At 69.9% G+C, this 23,813-nt stretch carries 15 protein-coding genes; 10 read left to right on the top strand and 5 right to left on the bottom strand.

The genetic code is table 11. The annotated features are described in order from the left end of the window. Window positions 1-19 precede the first annotated feature (19 nt). The 3 genes from pdeM to ABDW59_RS18595 are packed head-to-tail and all read right to left on the bottom strand — an operon-like array spanning window position 20 to window position 5,005. Entirely contained in the window at window positions 20-715 is a 696-nt protein-coding gene (gene pdeM, locus ABDW59_RS18605) for a ligase-associated DNA damage response endonuclease PdeM (RefSeq protein WP_343631849.1), read from the bottom strand. Between the two features lie 7 nt (window positions 716-722). Beyond that, on the bottom strand, window positions 723-3,353 hold the full coding sequence (locus tag ABDW59_RS18600; protein WP_343631847.1) for a ligase-associated DNA damage response DEXH box helicase: 2,631 nt from the start codon (window positions 3,351-3,353) through the stop codon (window positions 723-725). Beyond that, the gene (locus tag ABDW59_RS18595) at window positions 3,350-5,005 is read right to left on the bottom strand and encodes an ATP-dependent DNA ligase (protein ID WP_343631845.1); all 1,656 of its coding nucleotides are present in this window, start codon (window positions 5,003-5,005) and stop codon (window positions 3,350-3,352) included. The genes ABDW59_RS18600 and ABDW59_RS18595 overlap by 4 nt, the downstream gene beginning before the upstream one ends. Before the next feature lie 123 nt (window positions 5,006-5,128). Between ABDW59_RS18595 and ABDW59_RS18590 the strand changes: the two genes are divergently transcribed. After that, the gene (locus ABDW59_RS18590; protein WP_343631843.1) at window positions 5,129-6,076 is read left to right on the top strand and encodes a hypothetical protein; all 948 of its coding nucleotides are present in this window, start codon (window positions 5,129-5,131) and stop codon (window positions 6,074-6,076) included. Here ABDW59_RS18590 and ABDW59_RS18585 read toward each other — a convergent pair. Further along, window positions 6,036-7,166 carry a ligase-associated DNA damage response exonuclease gene (locus ABDW59_RS18585; RefSeq protein ID WP_343631841.1) on the bottom strand — a complete coding sequence of 377 codons (1,131 nt, stop codon included), beginning with the start codon at window positions 7,164-7,166 and terminating at the stop codon, window positions 6,036-6,038. The two genes, ABDW59_RS18590 and ABDW59_RS18585, sit on opposite strands and share 41 nt — an antisense overlap. Window positions 7,167-7,307: 141 nt before the next feature. On the opposite strand from ABDW59_RS18585, the gene ABDW59_RS18580 reads away from it, so the two are divergent. From ABDW59_RS18580 to ABDW59_RS18540, 9 genes are all read left to right on the top strand, one after another. After that, window positions 7,308-8,240, top strand: a complete 933-nt coding sequence (locus tag ABDW59_RS18580) for a hypothetical protein (RefSeq protein WP_343631839.1) — start codon at window positions 7,308-7,310, stop codon at window positions 8,238-8,240. A 17-nt stretch (window positions 8,241-8,257) separates the two neighbouring features. Next, window positions 8,258-8,419, top strand: a complete 162-nt coding sequence (locus ABDW59_RS18575; RefSeq protein ID WP_343631837.1) for a hypothetical protein — start codon at window positions 8,258-8,260, stop codon at window positions 8,417-8,419. 85 nt (window positions 8,420-8,504) lie between these two features. Next, a complete protein-coding gene (locus ABDW59_RS18570; protein WP_343631836.1) occupies window positions 8,505-12,149 on the top strand; it encodes a response regulator in 3,645 nt (1,214 codons plus the stop codon). Next, complete coding sequence (locus tag ABDW59_RS18565; protein ID WP_343631834.1) at window positions 12,146-13,318, top strand: two-component system response regulator; 1,173 nt, start codon at window positions 12,146-12,148, stop codon at window positions 13,316-13,318. The genes ABDW59_RS18570 and ABDW59_RS18565 overlap by 4 nt, the downstream gene beginning before the upstream one ends. Window positions 13,319-13,481: 163 nt before the next feature. Continuing rightward, window positions 13,482-16,838 carry a response regulator gene (locus ABDW59_RS18560; RefSeq protein WP_343631832.1) on the top strand — a complete coding sequence of 1,119 codons (3,357 nt, stop codon included), beginning with the start codon at window positions 13,482-13,484 and terminating at the stop codon, window positions 16,836-16,838. Further along, window positions 16,835-20,662, top strand: a complete 3,828-nt coding sequence (locus ABDW59_RS18555) for a response regulator (RefSeq protein ID WP_343631830.1) — start codon at window positions 16,835-16,837, stop codon at window positions 20,660-20,662. The genes ABDW59_RS18560 and ABDW59_RS18555 overlap by 4 nt, the downstream gene beginning before the upstream one ends. After that, window positions 20,659-21,135 (top strand): response regulator, encoded by a 477-nt coding sequence (locus tag ABDW59_RS18550; protein WP_343631828.1) that lies wholly within the window; start codon window positions 20,659-20,661, stop codon window positions 21,133-21,135. Before ABDW59_RS18555 ends, ABDW59_RS18550 begins: the two co-directional genes overlap by 4 nt. A gap of 7 nt (window positions 21,136-21,142) precedes the next feature. Then, complete coding sequence (locus tag ABDW59_RS18545) at window positions 21,143-22,276, top strand: trypsin-like peptidase domain-containing protein (RefSeq protein ID WP_343631826.1); 1,134 nt, start codon at window positions 21,143-21,145, stop codon at window positions 22,274-22,276. Window positions 22,277-22,529: 253 nt separating this feature from the next. Beyond that, complete coding sequence (locus tag ABDW59_RS18540; RefSeq protein WP_343631824.1) at window positions 22,530-23,546, top strand: LLM class flavin-dependent oxidoreductase; 1,017 nt, start codon at window positions 22,530-22,532, stop codon at window positions 23,544-23,546. 148 nt (window positions 23,547-23,694) lie between these two features. On the opposite strand, the gene ABDW59_RS18535 is transcribed toward ABDW59_RS18540, so the two are convergent. Next, a partial coding sequence (locus tag ABDW59_RS18535; RefSeq protein ID WP_343631912.1) for a transposase occupies window positions 23,695-23,813 on the bottom strand: 119 nt, incomplete at its 5' end.

Here is a 23,813-nt window from a genome sequence, read left to right as displayed (position 1 = left end):
CGCCCGGCAGCGGCCGCGCTCACGGTGATGGTGCCGCCCAGACCGCCCCACCACCTACCGCGTGACATCGCGCTCCCGCGGGCAACCCTTCCAACGTCGTCCCGGTGAAGGCGCCGAAGGCGGGCAGGATCAGCAGGCCGTCCGACTCGCAGAAGCACGGCAGCCGCTGCCGCTCATGCGCCCGTCCGCGCAGCGTGACCGCCGGATGCAGATGGCCGGCGAGCACGTAGGCATCGGTCATCCGACGCGGATGGTGGCAGGCCGCGAAGGGGCCGATCCGCCAGGGCTCGTCCTCGATCGCGAAGCGCAGCGAAGGCGGCGGGTCGCCGGCGCGGCTGTCGTGATTGCCGCGGATCAGCACGCACACCAGCGCCGCATGCCGCTCCCGCCAGCGATGCACCGGATCCAGGACCTGTGCTTGCTGCGCCGCCGCCGCGTGCAGCAGGTCGCCCAGCACCACCAGGCGCGCCGCCGCCAGGCCGTCGACGAGCGCGCTCAAGCGGTCCAGGTTGTCCCGCGTCGTGCCCGAGGGCACCGGCTGCCCCAACGCCCGATAGCTCGCCGCCTTGCCCAGATGCACGTCGGCGACAAAGACCGTCCGCGTCGCCGGCCACCACAGCGCGCGCTCGGGCAGCAGCCAGACGCGCTCGCCCGACAGCGTCGGCGCCAGGGATCCCTTCGGCGGATCCAGGTCGTCCTCGGAAATGCTCGTCATCCGATGATCATCGCGCGTCACCGGCGCTGCGCTCCAGCGCGGCCACCATCCGCGCCAAGCGGTCGGCCAGCGACTCATTGCTGAGCTTCTCCCGGAAGCGCTCGACCATCAGCGGAAAGGCCAGCGGGGTCGGCCGCTTCAGCGCGTGGATGCGCAAGTCCTGCCCGCTCATGCGGTCCAGCGCGTCGGCCAGCCGCGTCACGTCCAGTTCCTGGGAGAGCAGTTCCCGCTCCGCCTGAGCCAGCAACTGATTGCCCGGGTCGTACTGCTGGAAGACCTCGAAGAACAGCGTGGCCGAGGCCTGCAGCTGACGGTTGCTGCGGCGCTCCCCGGGGTGGCTCTGGAAGATCAGCCCGGCGATGCGCGCGATCTCGCGGAAGCGCCGGCGCGCCAGCTCCGTCGCGTTGAGGCTGGCCAACACTTCGGCCAGCAAAGCCTGCAGGGGTGCCGGCGCCAGCAGCCCCGGAAGACGTTCGGCCCAGGCTATCGGCTTGGCGCTGAGCAGCTCCAGCCCGTAATCGTTCAGCGCGATGGAGAAGGTGCCCGCCTCCTCCTGCGCCGCGCGCCAGGCCAGCAGCCCGGCCAGGCCCAGATGCACCTGCCGGCCGGCGAAGGGATAGAGGAAGAGATGCCAGCCCTCGCGCGTCTTGAGCGTTTCCGCCACCAGCGTGTCCGGGCGGGGCACGCCGGACCAGCGTCGCTGCACGTCGATCAGCGGCCGGACGGCGCGCATCTCCGGCGACTCGAAACGGCCGTCGTCCGCCGCGGCCAGCTCTCGCAGCACCGCGTCGGCCAGCGTGCTCGACAGCGGCATGCGGCCGCCGTTCCAGCGCGGCAACGCGGCCTTGCCGGACGCCGCCCGCCGCACCAGCGCGGTCATCTGCTCGACCCGCACCAACTCCAGCAGCCTGCCGCCGAACATGAAGGCGTCGCCCGGCTTGAGCCGCGCGATGAAGCTCTCCTCGACCGTGCCGATGCGACCGCCGGTGATGAACTGCACCTGCATGGCCGCGTCGCTGACGATGGTCCCGATGTTGGACCGATGCCGACGGGCCAGGCGCGCATCGGGCACGCGCCAGACGCCCTCCTCGTCGGGCACGACGCGGTGGTAGTCGGGATAGGCCGTCAGCGACGGACCGCCCTGCCGCACGAAGTCCAGGCACCACTGCCAGGAGGCCTCGGACAGCGCCGCGTAGGCGACCGTCGTCCGCACCTCCGCGAGCAGCGTCTCGGGCCGGAAGCCGCCGCCCAGCGCGATCGTCACCAGGTGCTGAACCAGCACGTCCAGCGGCTCGCGCGGGCTGTGGCGCGCCTCGATGCGGCCCTCATGCACGGCGTGACGGGCGGCGGCGGCCTCGACCAGCTCCAGCCCGTGCGTCGGCACCATCGTGATCCGAGACGGCCGCCCCGGCGCATGGCCCGAGCGCCCCGCGCGCTGCACCAGACGCGCCACGCCCTTGGCCGAGCCGATCTGCAGCACCCGCTCCACCGGCAGGAAGTCCACGCCCAGGTCCAGGCTGGAGGTGCACACCGCGGCCTTCACGCGGCCCTCCTTGAGGCCGAGCTCCACCCACTCCCGCACCTCGCGATCCAGCGAGCCGTGATGCAGCGTCAGCACACCGGCCCAGTCCGGGCGCGCGTCCAGCAAGGCGCGATACCACTGCTCCGCTTGCGAGCGCGTGTTGGTGAAGACCAGGCTGCTGGCGCTCTCCTCGATGGCCTGGACCACCTGCGGCAGCATGCGCAGCCCCATGTGGCCGGCCCAGGCGAAGCGCTCGACCGTCTCCGGCAGCAGCGTGTCGATGACCAGGGTCTTGTCGGTCTCGCCTTGGACAAGGACCGCCGCGCCCGAGGACCGCGGTGTGGTCGAGGTGGCCGATGAACTCGATGACACCGAGGTCGATGTGGACGCGTCCACGCCGACCAACGTACCGAGCGCCTCGTCGAGATTGCCCAGCGTGGCCGACAAGCCCCAGCTCATCAGCGCGCCGCCGCGCTCGGCGCGCCATCGCCGCAGACGCGCCAGCGCCAGCTGCGTCTGAACCCCGCGCTTGTTGCCCATCAGCTCATGCCATTCATCGACGACGACCAGCCGCACGCGACCGAGCTGATCGCTCGCATCGGCGCGGGACAGCAGCAGCGACAGGCTCTCCGGCGTCGTCACCAGCACGGTCGGCAGCCGCCGGTCCTGCGCCGCGCGTTGCGACGAACTGGTGTCGCCGCTGCGCAGCCCCAGCGTCCAGCCCGGACACAGCGCCGTCATCGGCGCCTCGATGGCGCGCTGCGTGTCGGCCGCCAGCGCCCGCATCGGCGTGATCCACAGGACGCTGAGCGGCGGCGCCAGCGGCTTCCCGCGCAGCACGCCCGCGGGACCGACCGCCTCGCGCAAGGCGCCCAGCGCGCCCAGCCATACGGCGAGCGTCTTGCCGCTGCCGGTGCTGGAATGCAGCAGGCCGCTGCGGCCCGCGGCCATCTCCGCCCACACCCGCCGCTGGAACGGGAACGGCGTCCAGCCCTTGGCCGCGAGCCACTCGTCGATGGCGGGCGCCGTCGACTTCACAGGCGGCGTGCCCGGCGAGCTCCCGGCGCTCGGGTCGCCGCTGGCGCCCTCGATGGTCCTGGCGGTCCTGGCGCTCATCCACCGCCCTCGGGCAACAGCGCCTGCAAGGACTGCAGCGTGTCGGCCTCCTCGACGGGCTTGTCCTCGCGGCGCCGCAGCATCCGAGGGAAGCGCACGGCGATGCCGCTCTTGTGGCGGCCGCTGCGCGCGATGCCCTCGAAGCCGAGCTCGAACACCAGCGTCGGCGTGACGCTGCGCACCGGGCCGAAGCTCTCCACCGTGGTACGGCGCACGATGGCGTCGACCTCGCGGATCTCCGCGTCGGTCAGGCCGGAGTAGGCCTTGGCGAAGGGCACCAGCTGACGCGCGGGGTCGTCCTGCGGCGCGCTCCAGACCGCGAAGGTGTAGTCGGTGTAGAGGCTGGCGCGGCGTCCGTGGCCGCGCTGCGCATAGATCAGCACCGCGTCCACCGACAACGGGTCGATCTTCCACTTCCACCACACGCCGACGTCCTTGGTCCGCCCGACGCCGTAGCGCGCGTCCCGCCGCTTGAGCATGAACCCCTCGACGCCCAAGGCCCGCGCCTGCTCTCGCTGCCGCGCCAGGTCGGTCCAGTCCGCCCCCTGCAGCAGCGGGCTCAACTCGAGCCCCGCCAGCGGATGCGCCGCGATCAAGCGTTCCAGACGCTGACGTCGCTCATGTTGCGGCAGCCCACGCAAATCCTCGCCGTCCTCCTCCAGCAGGTCGTAGACGCACAGCGCCGCCGGCAGATCGCGCAGCAGCTTCGCGCTCAGCGACTTGCGGCCGATGCGCTGCTGCAGCTCGGCGAAGGGCCGCGCCCGACCTTCTCGCCAGATGAGGATCTCGCCGTCCAGCACCGTGCCCTCGGGCAGCGCTTCGCCGACGGCGCGCAGCTCGGGGAAGCGGTCGGTGATGAGCTCCTCGCCGCGCGACCAGATCGCGGCCTCGCCGCCGCGCCGCACCAGTTGCGCGCGGATGCCGTCCCACTTCCACTCGACCAGCCAATCGGACGGCGGCCCCAGCAGCGCCTCGAACTGCGCCAGCGGTGGGCTGAACGGATGCGCGAGGAAGAAGGGATACGGCTGCGCGCCGCGCGCCGCGTCCCCCGCTTGCGCATCGGCGGGCGCGACGAGCGCCTCGTAGTCCTGCGCGTCGGGCCGGGCGCCGACATGCGTGTAGCCCATCAGGCGCTGCGCGACGATCTTCGCGTCCACACCGCTGACGGCGGCCAGCGCCTGCGTCACCTGCAGGCGCGACACGCCCACCCGCAGCGCGCCGGTGATCAGCTTGAAGTAGGCGAAGCGCTGCTCGACGGCGAGCCCGGCCCACTGGCTCTGCAAAGTCTGGGCGAGCTCCTCGGGCGGCATGCCACGCAGCGGCAGCAGGTGATCGGCCATCCATGCCGAGAGCGGCCGCTCGACCGCGGCGGTCGGCTCGGGGAGCAGCAGCGAGATGGTCTCCGCCAGATCGCCGACCGCCTCGTAGCTCTCGTCGAAGAGCCATTCGGGCAAGCCGGCCGCGAGCCGGGCCTGCTCCCGCAGCAGCTTGGTCGGCACGAGCTGGCGCGGCTTGCCGCCGGCGAGAAAGTACACGGCCCACGCGGCATCCTGGGGCGGCGCCGCGCGCAGATAGGCTTGCAAGGCGGCCTGTTTCGCGAGGCTGGAGGTCGAGGCGTCCAGGTCGCGGTAGAGCGCGGCGAAGGCGTGCATGAGGCGATGCTAGCCAGCCTCGGTCAGATCGCCTGTAGGACAGCGGCGCGTCCGCGCTCGCGCGATTGAACCGCGACATGGCGTCGGCGACCCAGGGCGCCTCCCGTTCTGGAGCATGAGGCCATGTTCAATTCCCAAGTCCCCGCCGCGCGTCCCCAGTCTCCGGAGGCGCCTTCCGCAGCGCAAAACTCGGTCGAGCCGGGGGCTGCTGATGTTGACGTCGACGACGAGCTCTACGACTTGGCCCTTTCCGGGGATCGGAACGCACTGGGGTCAAGGCTCGACAGCCTGATCAGGCAGGCCCGCTCGCGCGAGATCTCCAGCGACCAGTTGTTCCTACAGCTGATGCAGAAGGAACGCTATGGGCGGACCGCGCTGCACACGTGCTTCCGCCCAGATCGACTGGAGCCGCTGAATGCGCTGTTGGGGCACATCGAAACAGCCGCGCAGGAAGGACTTCTGCAAAGTGGTCAGCTGGGGGCGCTCTTGCTCAGCCAGAACATCCAAGAACACAATGCGCTTCACGTGTTCGCCGGGTCGCCAGGCCCGGATGCGGAGAACCTTCGGTGCCTGTGCGACTGCGTGCTGCGATTGCTGCAAAGGAAACTCCTGCCTCCCACGAATGCGGCCTACGTCCTCCTTCAGCCAGGCGCATACCAACTGCCAATGGTGAGCGGCGGCGGCACCGATACCGGCCAGCCCGAAGCGCTTCGCGTCCTCTTCGATTTCGCGTCTGGGCTGGTCAAGGAAGGGGCAGTTCAAGCCAGCGAGGTCCTTTCATCGATCAGTGGATATTCGGTGGCGGTCATGTTCGAGCATGCGTCTGTTCACCGCATCGGTGCCTTCATCAAGGGCATCGATGGTCTTATAGCCGCTGATCCTCACGCTCGAAACTTTGTTCTGCGCGACCTCGTCATGGCCGGGATGGAAAAGGTCATGGCGGGGGCGCGGGACACCGCGCAGGAGCAGTCAGATAAGGATGAAGCCGAGGCGGTCAAGAAGCTCATCGCCGACGCCAAAGAGCGATGGTTCATGAAAGATTCTCATCAGGGTTCCTCGCCGACGGACTGAGATCATCCGTTGGCGATGCCACTTCGGCTCCGGGGGCAGCCGCCCCCTCCCCCTCCTCCTCCCCATACTCGGTGGCAAAGGCCTGCGCACGCAGACCTTGCTCATTCAGCCACCGCACCATCACGGGCACGCTGCCGTGGGTGACGAAGATGCGCTCGGCGCCGGTGCCGCCGATCGCGGCCATCAGGCCGGGCCAGTCGGCATGGTCCGAGACGACGAAGCCTCGATCGACGCCGCGCCGGCGCCGCGTCCCGCGCAACTGCATCCAGCCGCTGGCGAAGGCGTCGGACGGATCCGCGCCGAAGCGACGGATCCAGGGCGACCGCGCGGCCGACGGCGGCGCGATCACCAGCGCCCGCGACAGCGCGGCCTTGTCCAGCATCGAATCCTGCGCATTGAAGGTCGGCGGCAGCGCCACGCCTGCGGCGCGATAGATGGCGTTGAGCGGCTCGACCGCGCCATGCGCCACGATCGGCCCGATGGAAGCGTCGACGCCGTGCAGCAGGCGCTGCGCCTTGCCCAGCGCGTAGGCGTAGAGCACCGAGGCGCGGCCTGCCGCCGCGTTGGCGCGCCACCAGGCGTCGACCTCCGCGAACAGCGCCGCCTGCGAGGGCCAACGGTAGATCGGCAGGCCGAAGGTGGACTCGGTGATGAAGGTGTCGCAGCGTACCGGCTCGAAGGGTGGACAGGTGCCGTCGGCCTCCAGCTTGTAGTCGCCCGAGGCGACCCACACCCGGCCGCCGTGTTCGAGCCGCACCTGCGCGGATCCCAGCACATGGCCGGCCGGATGCAGCGACAGCCGCACGCCGCGGTGGTCAACCGCCTCGCCATAGGCCAGCGTCTGCAGCGTGATGTCCTCGCCGAGCCGGCGCCTCAGGATGGCCGCGCTGTCGTCATGCGCGAGGTAGTGTCCGTTGCCCCAGCGCGCGTGATCGCTGTGCCCATGCGTGATGACGGCGCGATCCACCGGCTTCCACGGGTCGATGTAGAAGTCGCCCGGCGGGCAGTACAGCCCCTCGGGTCGGGCGACGACCAGATCCTGGGCCGTCGCACACGGCGCTTGGCGGTTTGACGAGATCGCGGCGGCCATGGCGATCGATGCTAACCGCCGGCCTTGACGGCCCTTGTAGGACGAGCACGCGTCCGCCGGCACCGTTCGCGGCCGCTTGCGCGACCACGAACCCGCCCAAAGACGGGCCAACTGAGGCGCCCCTATCTCTGCCTCCCCGTCATGAATCCTCTTCATCCCTCGATCGATTCCGGCTGTGAAAGCACCATCCTTTTATCTGAGGAGAACAACCCGCTCGCTCCTCTCGAGAGCCCGCTGCGCAAGGCCGTACGAACCGGCTCGCCGAAGGCCGTGGAAGCGGCGATACGCCACCTCGCCTCGCCTGCAGACGCCCGCCCGCTGACGTCCGCTCAAATTGCGGAGGCGCTGCTCGACCCTCACGGCGGAGGCGACTCCATCCTCCATCTCGCCTGCCGGCCCGATCGCAGTCCGGGGGTCCTCGAGGCGCTGGTGAGCGGCATCGAGTGGCTCGTGAATGAGCTCCCGATCGAATCGCGCGAGCTGGCTGTGATGCTTCGCGCCGTCGACCAGGAAAATGAGTCCGCGATGCAATTGCTGGCCGGCGCCCGTGACTCATCCGGGCTGAAACGGTTCGGCAACATGCTGATAGACCTTCGGAAACGCAATGCCCTGTCGGGTTCGGACCTCGCGGCGCTGCTCCTTCACAGAAGCCATAACGAAACGCCGTTGCAGATGGCCTTGCGCCGTGGCTCGCCGGCGGCCGTCGCGACTGTGCTGCAACTCTGGGCGCAGGCGCTGTCTCTGAAGGACATCGACGCCAGCGAGGTCGCCCTGGCGCTGGTCGCGAGGCGCTCGCTGGCTCCGTCTCGTCCCGGCGCCGCGCCGGTATCCCCGCCGCGGCCGATATTGATCGAACCCTTCGCCTCGGCGGACACGCCTGTCATCCAGGCCATCATCCGGGGCATCGACGCCTTGCGCGAAATCGGGCGCATGCCGGACGAGCTCTTGCAAAATGCTCTGTCGCCCGCGCTCGACGCCACAAACAGCGGCCTGCTCGACTGTTCGGCCACGCAAAGGGATCGGCGCGACGCTCAAGCACTGGTCAATCAGGCCCGAGCTCGCTGGGGGATCTGATCAGCACGCGTGCCGCCGTGTTCTTTTCCACCCCTAGCGCGCCTGTTGCCGCCCTGCCCGACATCCTCGACATGTGCGACGGCATCGACCATCAAGCGCTGAATCGCGCCATGAGCCAGGGCACCGCGCAACAGGTCGAGGACGTGTTCAACGCGCAGGACATCCCCAAGCCGGCCTGACTCCCCTACACTGCCCCGACGCTTCGCTACCCGCATCCAAACGCGCCCGGCGCCTGCCGACCGGGCCTTCCTGGGGAGGAATGGGATGGGCCGTGTGTCGGGAGGTCCGCCGGGACGTTTGTCGGAATGGCTGCTCGGACATCGCCGGATCGTCTGGGCCTTGGCCGCGCTGTCGGCGCTCGCGCTGGGCGCCGCCGTCAGCGAGGCCCATCGCCGCTCGCTGGAGCACGACTTCCGCCGCACGCTGTCCAACGCCGCCCAGCGTGAGGCGCTCGCGCTGCAAGGGCTGACCCTCACCGGCAAGCCCATGGGCGCGGTGACGCTGGCCGGGCAGCTCAACCCGGCGATCAAGTCCGCCGCCCTGGTCACCGATGTCCAGTTGGCCCGCCGCACCCGCCCGGCCGCCGATGCGCTGGAGGTGCTGGCCTTGAGCGTCGGCGCCCAGCAGGCCTACGTCGTGAACGCCCAAGGCCGCATCGTCGGCGAGTGGGACGACGAAGGCGCGCCGCCCATCGGCCTGGACGTGAGCTTCCGCCAGTACTACCGCCAGGCGATGCGCGGCCAGCCCAACGTCTTCGCCGGCATCAGCCTGACCACCGGCCAGCGCGCCTACTGGCTGGCGGCTCCGGTCTATCGCGAACCCGGCCAGACCGGCGACATCATCGGCGTGGTCGCCGCCCGACTCTTCGCCGATGCGCTGGACCGCTTCCTCGACACGCGCAGCTATGCCGGCGGGCTGCTGCTCTCGCCGCAGGGCGTGGTCCTGGCGGCCAGCCGGCCTGACTGGCGCATGAGCCTGGAAGGCGAGGCCACGCCAGCGCGCGCGGCGGCGCTGACCGCGAGCCGCCAGTTCGGCAAGCTTTTCGCCGAGCCGGCCCAGATCCGCCGCCTGCCCTTCGCGCTGGACCACGTCAGCACCGAGATCGATGGCCGGCGTCATGCGCTGGTCCATGCCGACGTGGCCTGGGGCGACCCGGGCGGCCCCTGGAAGCTGGTGCTGCTGGGCGATCTGAGCGCGCTGGAGCCGATGTCCACGCGGCTGCTGATCGGCGCGCTGGTGGCGCTGCTGTCCTTCGGCCTGATGGCGGCGACGCTGCGCGCCATCGCGCACCGCGTCGCCCGCGACCGCAAGGACCTGGAGCTGCAGGAGCAGCATCGCCGGCTCCAGGACCAGCATCGCGAGCTGCAGGCGCTCAAGGAGGCGGCTGAGGCGGCGGCCCACGCCAAGTCGGACTTCCTGGCCAACATGAGCCACGAGATCCGCACCCCGATGAACGCCATCATCGGCATGTCCCATCTGGCGCTGCAGACCGGACTGGATGCGCGCCAGCGCAACTACATCGAGAAGGTGCACCGCTCGGCCGAGAATCTGCTGGGCGTGATCGACGACATCCTGGACTTCAGCCGCATCGAGGCCGGCAAGCTGAGCATCGAGCGCGTGCCCTTCCAGCTGGAGGACGTGCTGGAGCACCTGGTCAACCTGATCGGCTTCCGCGTCGAGGACAAGGGCATCGAGCTGCTGCTCAACCTGCCGCCGGATCTGCCCACCGCGCTCATCGGCGATCCGCTGAGGCTGGGGCAGGTGCTGGTCAACCTGGGCAACAACGCGGCCAAGTTCACCGACCACGGCGAGATCATCGTGGGCATCGAGGCACGGCCCGTCTCCGATGCGCCGGCCGAGTCCGCGGCGGCCATCGACTCCGACGTCGAGCTGCACTTCCAGATCCGCGACACCGGCATCGGCATGACCCCGGAGCAGCAGGCGCGGCTGTTCCAGAGCTTCAGCCAGGCGGACAGCTCCACCACGCGCAAGTACGGCGGCAGCGGCCTGGGCCTGGCGATCTGCAAGCAGCTGGTGGAGATGATGGGCGGGCGCATCTGGCTGGAGTCCGAGCCGGGCCAGGGCTCGACCTTCCACTTCACCGCGCGGCTCGGCCTGCAGCCGGAAGGCTCGGACCTGCCGGCCCGGCGCGCGCTGATGGCCCATGAACTGGCCCGCTTGCGCACGCTGGTCGTCGACGACAACCGCGCCGCGCGCGAGATTCTCTTCACCCTGGGCACCAGTTTCGGCCTGGCGGTCGACACCGCGTCAGACGGCGCGCAGGCGCTCCGAATGGCCGAACGCGCACAGGCCGAGCACCAGCCCTATGCATTGGTGCTGATGGACTGGCAGATGCCCGGCATCGACGGCATCGAGGCCGCGCGGCAGCTGCGCGACGGTCGCCTTGCGCCTGCGCCCGCGGTGGTGCTGGTGACCTCCTTCGGCCGCGACGACTCGCTCACCGCCGCCCTGGCGCAGGCCCAGGCGCGCTCACCCGAGCTGCGGCCGCCGGTGCTGCTGACCAAGCCGGTCACCGCCTCCTCGCTGCTGAGCGCCATCGGAGAAGCGCTGGGGCATGTCGACCGCCCCGCCCCGACCGCCGAGCGCCGCCGCCAGTCCACGCAGGAAGTGACGCGCCAACTGGCCGGCGCCCGCGTGCTGGTCGCCGAGGACAACGAGCTCAACCAGGAACTGGCGGCCGCGCTGCTGGAGGACGCGGGGCTGCACGTCACGCTCGCGGCCAACGGGCAGATCGCGCTGGATCTGCTGGCCGAATCGCCGCAGGGTTTCGACGGCGTGCTGATGGACATCCAGATGCCGGTGCTGGACGGCTACGAGGCCACGCGCCGGTTGCGCGAGGACGCGCGCTGGCGCGCCCTGCCCGTCATCGCCATGACCGCCAACGCGATGAGCGGCGACCGCGAGAAGGTGCTGGAAGCGGGCATGAACGACCACATCCCCAAGCCGCTCAATGTCGACGCGCTCTTCGAGACCCTGGCGCGCTGGGTGCGCCCGGCGCATCCGGCGGCGGAGGTGCCGATGGACACGCGCTCCGGCGCGGGACGGCGCATCGACACGCGACGCGCGCGCGATAAGCGGCTCGGTGCCGAGCAAGGCGCCTCGGGCACCAGTTCCGGATCGACCCGGTCGATCGCGCCGATCGAGGCGACCGGATCAACCGGATTGCCCCCCTCTTCAGGCAACGCCCACCCGGCGGACGCGATCGGCTCGATCGCTTCGACACCCGCGTCCGAGGGGGCGGGCGGCACCGGCGCGGCGGGCCTGCTGCCGCCGATCGCCGGGCTGGATCAGCAAGCCGGCCTGGCGACGGCCGGTGGTCATCCGGCGCTGTACCGCAAGTTGCTGCGCACCTTCCTGGACACGCAGACCGACTTCGCCGCGGACTTCGCCGAGGCGGCGGCGGGCGCCGATCACGTGGGCATGACGCGGCTCGCGCACTCGCTGCGCGGCGCGGCGGCGACGCTCGGCGCCAAGCCTTTGGCGGCCGCGGCAGGGGCGCTCGAGCAGGCTTGCGCCCGGCGCGTGCCGGTCGCGGAGCGCGAGCCGCTGCTGCTGCGCGCCCAATCGCTGCTGGCGGCGCTGCTGGTGTCGCTGGGACGGCATCAGGCGCGCGAGGCGCTCGCGCTGTCGCCGGCGCCCTCGCTTGTGGTCACCGACGATCTGCGCGAGCTCGATCCCTTGCTGGACCGGCTGACCGACTTGCTGGAGGACAGCGATTCCTCGGCCGCCGAGGCCGCGCGCGAGCTTGACGGGCTGCTGGATCGACTGTCGCTGCCGACCGCGCGACTGCGGCCCTTGCGCCGAGCGGCGGACGCGGCGGCGCGCTTCGATTTCGATGCGGCGCTCGCGCTGATCCGCGAGGATCGCAACACCGGGAGGTCCTCATGAACACGTCCTCGGACCCGACGGACGGCGCGACGGTACTGGTCGTCGACGACACACCGGACAACCTGACCCTGATGAGCGAGCTGCTGCGCGATCGCTACCGCGTGAAGGTCGCCACGGGCGGTGAGAAGGCCCTGCGCATCGCGGGCGGCGACCCGCGGCCCGACCTGATCCTGCTGGACGTGATGATGCCGGGCATGGACGGCTACGAGGTCTGCGCGCGGCTCAAGGACGAGGCGGACACGCGCGAGATCCCGGTCATCTTCCTGACCGCGAAGGCCGACGTGGCCGACGAGATGCGGGGTCTGTCGCTCGGAGCGGTGGACTACATCACCAAGCCCATCAGCCCGCCCATCGTGTTGGCGCGCGTGCGCACGCATCTGCGGCTCAAGGCCAGCGCGGACTTCCTGCGGGACAAGGCGGCTTTCCTCGAGGCCGAGGTCGCGCGACGCAACGCCGAGCTGTCGGCCATCCAGGACGTGACCATCCATGCGATGGCCTCGCTGGCGGAGACGCGCGACAGCGACACGGGCAACCACATCCGCCGCACGCAGCATTACGTGAAGGTGCTGGCCGAGGCCTTGCGAGAGCACCCGCGCTTCGCCAGGACGCTGACGCCGGCCTACATCGCCACGCTGTTCAAGTCGGCGCCGTTGCACGACATCGGCAAGGTCGGCATTCCGGACCGGATCCTGCTCAAGCCGGGTCGCTACACGCCCGAGGAGTACGAGATCATGAAGGCGCATCCGACGCTGGGCCGCGACGCGATCGCGCAGGCCGAGGCGCATCTGGGCACGCCGGTGGCTTTCCTGTCCATGGCCAAGGACATCGCCTACGGCCATCAGGAGAAGTGGGATGGATCGGGCTACCCGCAGGGGTTGCGGGGCGATGCGATCCCGGTGTCGGCGCGTTTGATGGCCTTGGCGGACGTCTACGACGCGCTGATCAGCCGGCGCGTGTACAAGGACGGGATGCCGCATGAAAAGGCGGCGGTGATCATCGCCGAGGGCTCGGGGTTGCACTTCGACCCGGACGTGGTCGAGGCCTTCATCCGCATCCAGCCGCAGTTCCAGGAGATTGCCCGGCGCTTCGCCGACGACGACGCGGCGCTCGCGCGCAAGCGGGTGTGGATGGATACGGCGGCGATGCCGGACATCCCGCCACGGCCCTGAGCCGTTCGTCGGCCCCCTCGGCATCGATCTTGACAGTGTGATGACAGCCCTGAACACTAGCTCTCGCAATCGTCCATTTCCATAACGACGGGCGGCCCCTCGGCACGCCCGGACCCGGCGATCCTTGCGACGCTGGGAAGCGGGACAGCCTGGGAGGCAAGGGATGGATCAGCGGTCAGAGGTCCGGATGGAGGGATGGCGGTCCACGCGCCGCTGGACGGGCTGGGGGCTTGTCGTCGTCACCCTGACGGCGATCGGCTGGGCCGGCAGCGCGGTGCAGCGCTGGTGGCTGGAGCGCGACGTGCATGCGGCGCTGAGCGCCAACGCGGACCGGGAAGCGATCTCCCTGATGCAGATGACCATGACCAGTCAGGTCATGGGCGCCGTGGAGCTCAGCGGCATGGTCGATCCGCTGGTCAAGTCGTTGGCGCGGATCACCGACGTCGAGCGCGCAAAGCGGGACCGCCCCGGCGAATCGCATCTGGCGACGATCGCCCGCATGGTCGACGGCGACGAGACCTTCGTCATCAATGGCGCCAACCTGATCATTGCCGAGTGGGTCGCCAAATCCGCGCAGCAGGCGATCGGACTGGACGTCGGCTACCGCCCGTATGTGATGCAGGCCAGGAAGGGGCGTTCCACCGTCTTCACCTCGCTGAGTCCCCGTCTCGGGCAGCGCGCCATCCTGTTCACGGCGCCTATTCATGCGGGCTACGAGACCTCAAGCGAGGTCATCGGCGTGGTGGTCGCTCGCAAGCTGCCGGACACCGTGGATCGATTCCTGTCGGATCGCCGCCATGCGGGCGCCTTGCTGGTGTCGCCGCACGGGGTCGTCTTCGCGGCCAATCGACCGGAGTGGACCATGACCCTGGTCGGCGCCACGAATGCGCAGCGCGCCGACGAGCTCATGGCGGCGCGTCGCTACGCCGCCCTGTTCAAGGATCCCGCCAAGTCCCGCATGCTGCCCTTCGATCCCACCGATCGCCATGTCGTGGAGGTCGACGGACAGCGCATGGCCGCCGCCGCCGCCGCCATCGACTGGAACGATCCCGCCGGCCCCTGGCGCCTGGTTCTGCTGGACGATCTCTCCGCGGCAATGTCCGTCCAGGCGCAGCGGCTCTGGGCCGCGCTGTACGCCGGGCTGCTGCTGGGCGGGCTCCTGCTGATGCGGCTCTCGGCCGCTCAGCTCCGCCAGCGCGACCGCAAAGCCGCCGAGATCGCCGCGCAGGCCGACCAGTTTCGGGCCTTGATGAACTTGGCCCCCATCGGCGTGGGCGTCGTCATCGACGGCCGCGTCGAGTACGCCAATCCCGCGCTCAGGACCACGCTCGCCGTTGAGCAGGGGCAGCCCTGGCCCGAACGTCATGCCGACGACGCCACACGCGAGCTGCTGGAAACCCTGATGACAGAACGACCGACGCTGCGCCACCGCGACGTGCGTCTGCACGACGCCGCCGGCGAGCCGCGCGACTTCCTCCTCTCGGCCATGCCCATCGACTACGACGGCTTCCGCCCGGCGGTGGTGCTGTGGCTCGTGGACGTGACCCGCCGCCGACTGGCGGCCCGCGAGGCCCGGCACGCCATGGAGGCCGCGGAGGACGCGGCGCTGGCCAAGAGCCGTCTGCTGTCCAGCATGAGCCATGAGATCCGCTCCCCGATGAACATCATCCTGGGCATGTCCGATCTGGCCCTGCAGACCGGCATCGATTCGCGCCAGCGCAATTACCTCGAGAAGGTGCACGGCGCGGCCGCGAGCCTGCTGGACCTCATCGACGACATCCTCGACTTCAGCCGCATCGAGTCCGGCCGGATGACCCTGGATCATGTGCCCTTCGAACTCGACGACGTACTTGACCGGCTGGTCGATCTGATCGGTCTGCGCGCCCAGGACAAGGGCCTTGAGCTGCTCATCGACCTGCCGCCGGACGTTCCCACCGCGCTCGTCGGCGACCCTGTGCGGCTGGGGCAGGTGCTGATCAACCTGGGCAACAACGCGGTGAAGTTCACCGCCGAGGGCGAGGTCATCGTCACCGTCGAGCAGGTGCCGCCGGCCGTTCATCATCCTGACGCCGAGGGAACGCCAAAGGACGTCGAACTGCGATTCAGCGTGCGTGACTCGGGCATCGGCATGACGGAGGAAGCCTGCGCCCGACTCTTCCAGAGCTTCAGTCAGGCGGACCCCTCGACCACGCGCAAATACGGCGGCAGCGGACTGGGCCTGGCGATCAGCAAGCAGCTGGTGGAGATGATGGGTGGCGCCATCGCCGTGCGCTCCCGCGAGGGCGAGGGGTCGAGCTTCAGCTTCACCGTCAAGCTTGGCTTGCAGCCGGTGCCGCGCGCGGTCGGCACCATCGACTTCTCCCGACTGCGCGCCCTTGTCGCCGACGACAACCGGGCGGCGCGAGAGATTCTGGGCGCGCTGTGCGCCGGCTTCGGCATGCGGGTGGACACGGCGGTGAACGGCGCCCACGCGGCGCAATCCGTGCTGGAAGCCCAAGCGGCGAACGACCCCTACGACATCGTGCTGATGGACTGGCAGATGCCGGTGCTCAACGGCCTGGAAGCGGCCCGGCTGATCGCCGACGGACGGCTGCCCAAGCCCCCCGCCGTGCTGCTGGTCAGCGCCTTCAGCCGGGACGAGGCGCTGGGCGCCGCGTTGGCCGAGTTCGACGCCGTGGACCGGCCCGTCCCTCTCAGCAAGCCGGTGACGGCCTCGGCCTTGCTGACGGCGATCTCGGAGCGCACCGGCCAGGTTCTGCGCCCGCCGCGGTCCGGCCTGCGCCGCCGCGGCACGACCCGGCTGGCCATGATCCAGTTGACCGGCGCGCGCCTACTCGTGGTCGAGGACGATCCGGTGAGCCGAGAGATGGCGGGGGAATTGCTGCGGGCCGCCGGGCTGGAGGTGACGCTGGCCACGAACGGCCAGTCAGCGCTGGACCTGTTGGCGGGCACGCCGCAGGGCTTCGACGCGGTGCTCATGGACTGCCAGATGCCGGTGATGGACGGCTACGAGACAACGAGGCGCATCCGCAGCGTTCCACAGTGGCGCGATCTGCCGGTCATCGCGTTGACCGCCAGCGCCATGCGCGGCGACCGGGACCGCATCCTCGCTGCGGGCATGAACGATCACCTCCCCAAGCCGCTCAATGTGGACCGGCTGTTCGAGACACTCGGCCGCTGGCTGCATCCGCAGCCGATCGACGCGGATCCCGCCGACCCGGACGCCTCCCGCGGCGCCGCCCCGGGCGGCCACAGGGACGCCCGCGCCTTCCAAGCCGCGGCGATCGACCCTCTGGAAGTCCTGCTGGAGCGCCTGACACGACGGCTGCAGGCCAGCGACGCTTCGGCGGCGGATCTGGCGTCCTCGTTGATGGCTGAGCTGGACCGCCACCCGCCGCTGCAGTCACGTCTGGCGCTTCTGCGGCGCGTGGCCGGGGCGGCCAGCCGCTTCCAGTTCGAGGAAGCGCTGGCCTTGCTGCGATGGGACGGCGGCGGCCAGCGCGGAGGGCGCCCGTCATGAGTCCGTTGCCGACCTGGCTGTCCCGGCATCGCCGCGTCGCCTGGCTCATCTCCGCGCTGCTCGCGTTGGCGGGAGGTCTGTCGACAGCCGAGGTGGCGCGCCGCCAACTGGAGGCCGACTTCAGGACGGGGATGGAGATCGCCTCGAATCGGGAGTTGCTGGCCCTGCGCGGTCTGACGGAGGACGGCAAGGGCATGGGCGCGGTGCGTCTCGCGGGCCGGGTCAACCCGGCGGTCCGGGCCGCGGCCGAGGTCGACAGCCTGGATGTCGCCCGCCGATCCAGGCCCGCGGCGGATGTGCTGGCGGTACTCACCGATCACGTCGGCGCCGAGCTCAGCTTCGTCGTGAACCGACGCGGCATCATCGTCGGCGAGTGGAACCGAGGCATCCAGGCGACACCGCTCGGGCAGGACGTCACCAAGCGGGCCTACTTCATCCAGGGCATGCAGGGCCGCCCCAACGTGTTCATGGGGCTGAGTCTGACCGCCTCGCGGCGATCGCTCTACCTGACGGCCCCGATCTACGATTCGACCGCCAGCGACGCGCCCCCCGTCGGCGTCATCTCCGCCCGGTTCTTCGGCGACGTCCTGGATCGATTCCTCGGCGGCCATGCGGGCATGACGGGTCTGCTGATCTCGCCGCACGGCGTCGTCATGGCGTCCAGCGAACCCGCCTGGGTGCTGACGCTCGTGGGCGCCCCCTCGGCCGAACGCAGTCTGCGTCTGGGCGTCGACCGTCAGTACGGCCGCCACTTCGAGGACCCTCGCCAGATCAAGCAGCTCCCGTTCGATCCCGCCAACGCCACCGTGTCGATCCGAGGCCTGCGGCATGCGGTCGCGAGCCGCCCCGTTGACTGGTCGGATCCGGGCGGCCCGTGGCGCCTGGTCTTCGTCGGCGATCTGAGCCGTGTCGCCGCGGGCGTGCAGGCGCCGATCGCCGCGCTGACGACGCTGGTGCTGTTCGTGCTGCAAGCTCTGTTGCTGCGTCAGATGTTCCATCGCGTCGCACGCCATGCGCTGGAGGAACGGCAACAAGCGCAGAACCGCCGCTACTTGACGATCCTCGATCATTCGCCTGCCGGCATCGGCGTGGTCTCCGGCGGTCTTGTCACGCTCGCCAATCCCGCCTTGCTTGAGGTCGCGAAGGCCGAGCCGGGTCAACCCTGGCCCGACATCCACGCCGACGAGGCCAGCCGCGCACGCATCGTCGCGGGCCTGGCAAGCCCGACCGCCGTGTCCGATGTCGAGTTGCGCGTCCGCACCGCCGAAGGCCAGGAGCGCGTCTGCATGGCCACCTTCCAGCCCCTGACCTTCCGGGATCCCGCCACGGTCGTCTGGCTCACCGACCTCACCGGCGAGCTGGCCGCGGAGGCCGAGATCCGTCGCGCGATGACCGCATCGGAAGAGGCCACGCGCAACAAGGCGGACTTCCTGGCCAACATGAGCCACGAGTTGCGCACGCCGATGAACGCGATCATCGGCATGTCCGACCTGGCCCTGCAGACCGACCTCGACGCACGCCAGCGCAATTACATCGAGAAGGCGCATCGCGCCGCCGTCCATCTGCTCCAGGTGATCGACGACATCCTCGACTTCAGCCGCATCGAGGCCGGAAAGCTCTCTCTGGAGCGCATTCCGTTCACGCTCGAAGGCCCGCTTGATCACCTCGTCCAGGTGATCGGTCTCGGCCTGGAGGAGAAAGGCGTCGAGCTGCTCCTGAACGTCCCGGCCGATGTCCCGACCCTGTTGGTCGGCGACCCGCTGCGCCTGGGCCAGGTGCTCGCCCATCTCGGTCGACACGCGGCCCGCGTCACGCAGCACGGCGAGGTGGTGGTCGGCGTGTTCGTCGCGGCCGACGACCCGGGCGGCCCCCCCCAGAACGCCGGAGAGGCGCAGGTGACCTTGCAGTTCAGTGTGCGCGACAGCGGCCCTGGCCTTCAGCCGGCCGAGCTGGCCCGGATGAGCCGCCGACTGCGGGACGGCGACACGGACGCCCAGGACGGCAGCGGCCTGGCGCTGGAGGTGTGCCGGCAACTGGTGAGCATGATGGGCGGGCGCCTGTGGGTGGAGTCGATGCCCGGGGTGTGTACCCTCTTCCACTTCACCGCCCAGCTGGGCCTGGGTGCCCTGGACACCGCGCCCAAGTCACCTCTGCCCTCGCCGGTGAGCAAGGGCCGCCGCGTGCTGATCGTGGACGACAGCCGCATCGCCCGCGACCTGCTCGCGGCGCTGTGCCGCTCCCAGGGCCTGCTGCCGGAGACCGTGACCGGCGCCGACGAGGCCTTGCAGCTCGCCTTGACGGCGGAGCGTCTGCAGCAACCGTTCGATCTCGTCCTGATGGACTGGAAGATGCCGGGCACGGACGGTCTGTCCGCAACCTCGCAGCTGCGCTCAAGGCTGGTGCAAGCTCCCCGGATCATCATGGTCACGGCCTTCGGAAACGACGACACGCTCTACGAGGCGATGGCTGCGCTCGCACCCGGAGAGCTGCCGCCGGTACTCGCCAAGCCGGTGACCGTGGCGACCCTGCTCGGCGCGCTGGGCACGCTGGGCGCCGGCGCATCGCGCGCAGCAATCGACCTTCCCGGCCGTCATCGCGCCAGCACCGAGGCCGCGACGCAGGCGCTCGCCGGCGCGCGGATCCTGGTCGTCGAGGACAATGCCGTCAATCAGGAACTGGCCAAGGAGCTGTTGGAACAGGTCGGCATCGAAGTCGCCCTGGCGGGCGACGGCAGCGTCGGGCTGGCCATGCTGACCGCCGAGCCGGACGGCTTCGACGGCGTGCTGATGGATTGTCAGATGCCGGAGATGGACGGTTTCGAGACGACGCGGCGCCTGCGCGAGGATCCGCGCTGGCGTGAGCTTCCGGTGATCGCGCTGACTGCCAACACCACCGGCTCGGATCGCGCTCGCATCCTGGCCACCGGCATGAACGATCACATCGCCAAACCCTTGAACGTCGAGGTGCTCTTCGCGACCCTGTCGCGATGGGTTCGACCCCGCGCCCGCTCGCCAGGCGAGGGTCCGGGCGCGCCCCTGGCGCCGCTGCCCCCGTTGCCGATGCTCTCGCCCATCCCTCCGATCGACGGCGTCGAGGCCCGCGCCGGCATGGCCTCAGCGGGTCACAACGCGGCCCTGTATTTGCGCTTGCTTCACATCTTCCGCCAGACGCAGCAGGACACACTCGCCCGCATCGACCAGGCGCTGGCCCGCGGCGACTGGGAAACGCTCGGGCGAATCGCCCATACGCTGCACGGTTCGGCGGGCACCATCGGCGCTTTGTCGCTGAGCGAGGCCGCGGCCGCGCTCGAACAGGACTGCCTGGACGAACACGCGGATGCGCAAGCCGATCCGGAAGCGGTCTCGCGCCGACGCGAACTGACCGCACGCATGCACGCCGCGCTTGAGCGGCTGCTGCGGGCGCTGGGGGACACCACCCTCGCCGCCCCGTCGACGCCCGACACGCCCGGTCCGACGCCGCACGCCCACGACGCCGTGAGCAGCGCCTTCGAACTCGGCCTGGCGCGGCTGCGCGAGCAACTGCATCGCCACGACGCCGTGGCCAGCGAGACCGCCGAGGGCCTGCGCGACCTGCTGTATCGCCACCCCGACAGTCTTGCTCAGCCGCGTGCCGCGCGCCTGCACCGTGCGCTGGAAGCCGCCGCGCGTTTCGAGTTCGGTACGGCACGTCGCTTACTCGATGAGGAGCAGACGGAGGACGCCGATGCTCGCTTCCCGCACGCCGCGGACCAGGCGTCCGTCGGCGAGCAGCGAAAGACTGGATCGGACAGGAACGACCGCTCACAGGAGGAATCTTCGACATGAGCCACGACACCCCCGACACGCGCCCCACCATCCTGGTGATCGACGACGCTCCGGAGGTCCTGAGCCAGATCTACGAACTGCTCAAGGAGCGCTATCGGATCAAGGTCTCGACCACCGCCGACAGCGCGCTACGGATCGCCGCGGAACATCCGCAGCCCGACCTGATCCTCCTGGACGTGCTGATGCCCTCCATGGACGGCTACGAGCTGTGCCGCTGGCTCAAGGCCGACGAGGCCACTCGCGACATCCCCGTGCTGTTCCTGACCGCGCGCTCCGATGTCGCGGATGAAAGCCACGGTCTGTCGCTCGGCGCGGTGGACTACATCACCAAGCCGATCAGTCCGCCCATCCTCCTGGCGCGGGTGCGCACCCACCTGCAACTGAAGGCTGCCGCCGATCTGCTGCGGGAACGCACCGCGCTGCTGGAAGCGGAGATTGCGCGCCGCGATGGCGGGCGGGAGCGCTCGTCATAATCCTGCGGTGATCCGCTCCCTTGTCGCCGCCATGCCCCTTGCCTCGACCACGGCTCCTCGCGCTCCTCGCATCCCGACCCCGGCGCTCGCGCTCGCCCTGTTGCTCGCCCTGCCCCTGACGCCGGCGGCAGACGTGCTCGCCCAACCCCGGCCCGTCACTCCGCGAGGCCCGCTGGAGGCGCAGGAGCAGAACAACATCGCGGTGTTCCGCAAGGTCTCCCCGTCGGTGGTGCACATCACCACCCTCGCCCAGCAGCGAGACTTTTTCTCTCGCAACGTGACCGAGGTCCCGAGCGGCACCGGCTCAGGTTTCCTGTGGGACGAGCACGGTCACGTCGTCACGAACTTCCACGTGATCCGCGGCGCCTCGGCCGCGAAAGTGACGCTCTCCGACCAGAGCACCTTCGACGCGAATCTGGTGGGTGTGGACCCGGACCGCGACCTGGCCGTGCTGCGCATCGCCGCGCCGCGGGAGAAGCTGCTCCCGGTCCCGATGGGCAGCAGCCGGGACCTGCTGGTCGGCCAGACCGTCTACGCGATCGGCAACCCCTTCGGCCTGGACCAGACGCTCACCCGCGGCATCGTTTCCGCGCTCAACCGCGAGATCGAGTCCATGACCCAGCGCACCATCCGCGGCGCGATCCAGACCGATGCCGCGATCAATCCGGGCAACTCGGGCGGTCCGCTGCTGGACTCGGCGGGCCGATTGATCGGCGTGAACACGTCCATCTTCAGCCCCAGCGGCGGCAGCAACGGCATCGGCTTCGCGATCCCGGCGGACGAGGTGAACCGCATCGTCCCGCAGCTGATCAAGAACGGCCGCGTCATTCGTCCGGCGCTGGGGATCACCGCCGGTTCCGAGCAGCTGCGCGGCGTGCTGCGACTGCCCAAGGGCGTGGTGCTGATCGGCATCCAGAACGGCGGGGGCGCGGCGCTGGCCGGCCTGAAGCCCTTCATGCGGGGCCGTGACGGCCGCATCATCGGCGGTGACCTGATCACCGCCGTCGACGGCAAGCCGGTGGCCGATCTGGACGACCTGCTCAACCTGCTGGAGCAACGGCAGCTCGGCGAGAAGGTCGTGCTGACGGTGTGGAACGGCGGCAAGACGCGGCAGGTGCAGGCGCAGTTGGGGAGCGATTGAGCGGCATGTTTACCGTCCCCACCACCGGCGCGCACCTCGACTTGGCGAGCTCAACTTCAGGTCGTCGAGCTGCATGGAAACACCACGTTGAGGCAAGTGCATTTCGATGGCGTGGGACTGCGTCTGGCGCTTCATGACGAGGCGAGCTACGCCGGACCGTAGGTCCCTGGTCTGGACATCGTCCGAATCGCCCCGTCCATGCGATAACCCTCCCGCCACCCCGGTCCCTGGTCCGCGCCTAGACTGCGCCGCCATGACCGAACGAACGACCCACCCGTCCTTTCCACCGCTGTCCATCCTGGACCTCGCGCCCATCGTCGAGGACAGCACCGCGGCCCAGGCGCTACAGGACAGCATCGCGCTGGCCAAGCACGCCGAGCGGCTCGGCTACCAGCGCTACTGGGTCGCCGAGCACCACAACATGGACGGGGTGGCGTCGTCGGCGACAGCCGTGCTGATCGGACAGATCGCCGGCGCGACGTCCAGCATCCGCGTGGGTTCCGGCGGGATCATGCTGCCCAACCATGCGCCGCTGACCATCGCGGAGCAGTTCGGCACGCTCGCCACGCTGTTCCCCGGCCGCATCGACTTGGGCCTGGGCCGCGCGCCCGGCACCGACGGTCCGACGATGCGCGCGCTGCGGCGGCATCTGGCCACCGCGCATGAGGATCGCTTCCCGGAGGACGTGCTGGAGCTGACCGCCTACCTCGCGCCCGAGCAAGAGGGTCAGGTCGTGCGCGCGATTCCCGGTCAGGGGACCGAGGTGCCGATCTGGTTGCTGGGATCGAGTCTGTATGGGGCGCAGCTGGCGGCGTATCTGGGTCTGCCGTTCGCGTTCGCGTCGCACTTCGCGCCGGCGATGTTGATGCAGGCGTTGGAGATCTATCGCGCGCAGTATCGGCCCAGCGCGAGGAACCCCAAGCCGCATGCGATGGTGGGGCTCAACGTGATCGTGGCGGACACGGATGCGGAGGCGCTGAAGCTGTTCACGTCGCTGCAGCAGCGCTTCCTGGGGATGCAGCGGGGGCAGCGTGGGCCGCTGCCTCGTCCCGTTGACGACATGGACGCGCGGTGGACGGCGGGGGAGAAGCTGGCGGTGGAGCGGATGCTGGCAGAGTCGATCGTGGGGTCGCCGCGGACGGTGCGCGAAGGGCTGGAGGCAACGCTGGAGCGCACCGGGGCGGATGAGTTCATCGTGGCTTGCGCGGTGCATGACGCGGCGGCCAGGAAGCGGTCGTATGAGCTGCTCGCGGGCGTGGCGGGGCGCTAGTCTTGGCCCCTCGCCCGCTTGCGGGAGAGGGGTTGGGGTGAGGGCCGGCGCACACCAGAGCACCTGTCGAAGCGATCGGGGCTCGCTGCCTGCCACCGCCCTCACCCCAACCCCTCTCCCACTTCATGGGAGAGGGGCAAAAAAAGGTTCATCGCCGATCTCCGGGGAATGCTGCCCGGATCTTGAGGAAGAAGTAGTCGTCATCGCGGAAGCCGTAGGCCATGCGCTTGATGACTTTGATCTTGTTGTTGATACCCTCGACAAGGT

It is taken from the genome of Roseateles sp. (assembly GCF_039595295.1).
GTDB lineage: Bacteria > Pseudomonadota > Gammaproteobacteria > Burkholderiales > Burkholderiaceae_C > Roseateles.
This window is presented reverse-complemented; position numbering and strand designations above follow the sequence as displayed.

Bases quoted from the DNA above. Each gene is read 5' to 3' on its own strand.
- ABDW59_RS18595 (WP_343631845.1), bottom strand. From the start codon at position 5,005: ATGCACGCCTTCGCCGCGCTCTACCGCGACCTGGACGCCTCGACCTCC.
- ABDW59_RS18580 (WP_343631839.1), top strand. From the start codon at position 7,308: ATGAATCCTCTTCATCCCTCGATCGATTCCGGCTGTGAAAGCACCATC.
- ABDW59_RS18540 (WP_343631824.1), top strand. From the start codon at position 22,530: ATGACCGAACGAACGACCCACCCGTCCTTTCCACCGCTGTCCATCCTG.
- pdeM (WP_343631849.1), bottom strand. From the start codon at position 715: ATGACGAGCATTTCCGAGGACGACCTGGATCCGCCGAAGGGATCCCTG.
- ABDW59_RS18590 (WP_343631843.1), top strand. From the start codon at position 5,129: ATGTTCAATTCCCAAGTCCCCGCCGCGCGTCCCCAGTCTCCGGAGGCG.
- ABDW59_RS18565 (WP_343631834.1), top strand. From the start codon at position 12,146: ATGAACACGTCCTCGGACCCGACGGACGGCGCGACGGTACTGGTCGTC.
- ABDW59_RS18560 (WP_343631832.1), top strand. From the start codon at position 13,482: ATGGATCAGCGGTCAGAGGTCCGGATGGAGGGATGGCGGTCCACGCGC.
- ABDW59_RS18550 (WP_343631828.1), top strand. From the start codon at position 20,659: ATGAGCCACGACACCCCCGACACGCGCCCCACCATCCTGGTGATCGAC.
- ABDW59_RS18585 (WP_343631841.1), bottom strand. From the start codon at position 7,166: ATGGCCGCCGCGATCTCGTCAAACCGCCAAGCGCCGTGTGCGACGGCC.
- ABDW59_RS18570 (WP_343631836.1), top strand. From the start codon at position 8,505: ATGGGCCGTGTGTCGGGAGGTCCGCCGGGACGTTTGTCGGAATGGCTG.
- ABDW59_RS18600 (WP_343631847.1), bottom strand. From the start codon at position 3,353: ATGAGCGCCAGGACCGCCAGGACCATCGAGGGCGCCAGCGGCGACCCG.
- ABDW59_RS18555 (WP_343631830.1), top strand. From the start codon at position 16,835: ATGAGTCCGTTGCCGACCTGGCTGTCCCGGCATCGCCGCGTCGCCTGG.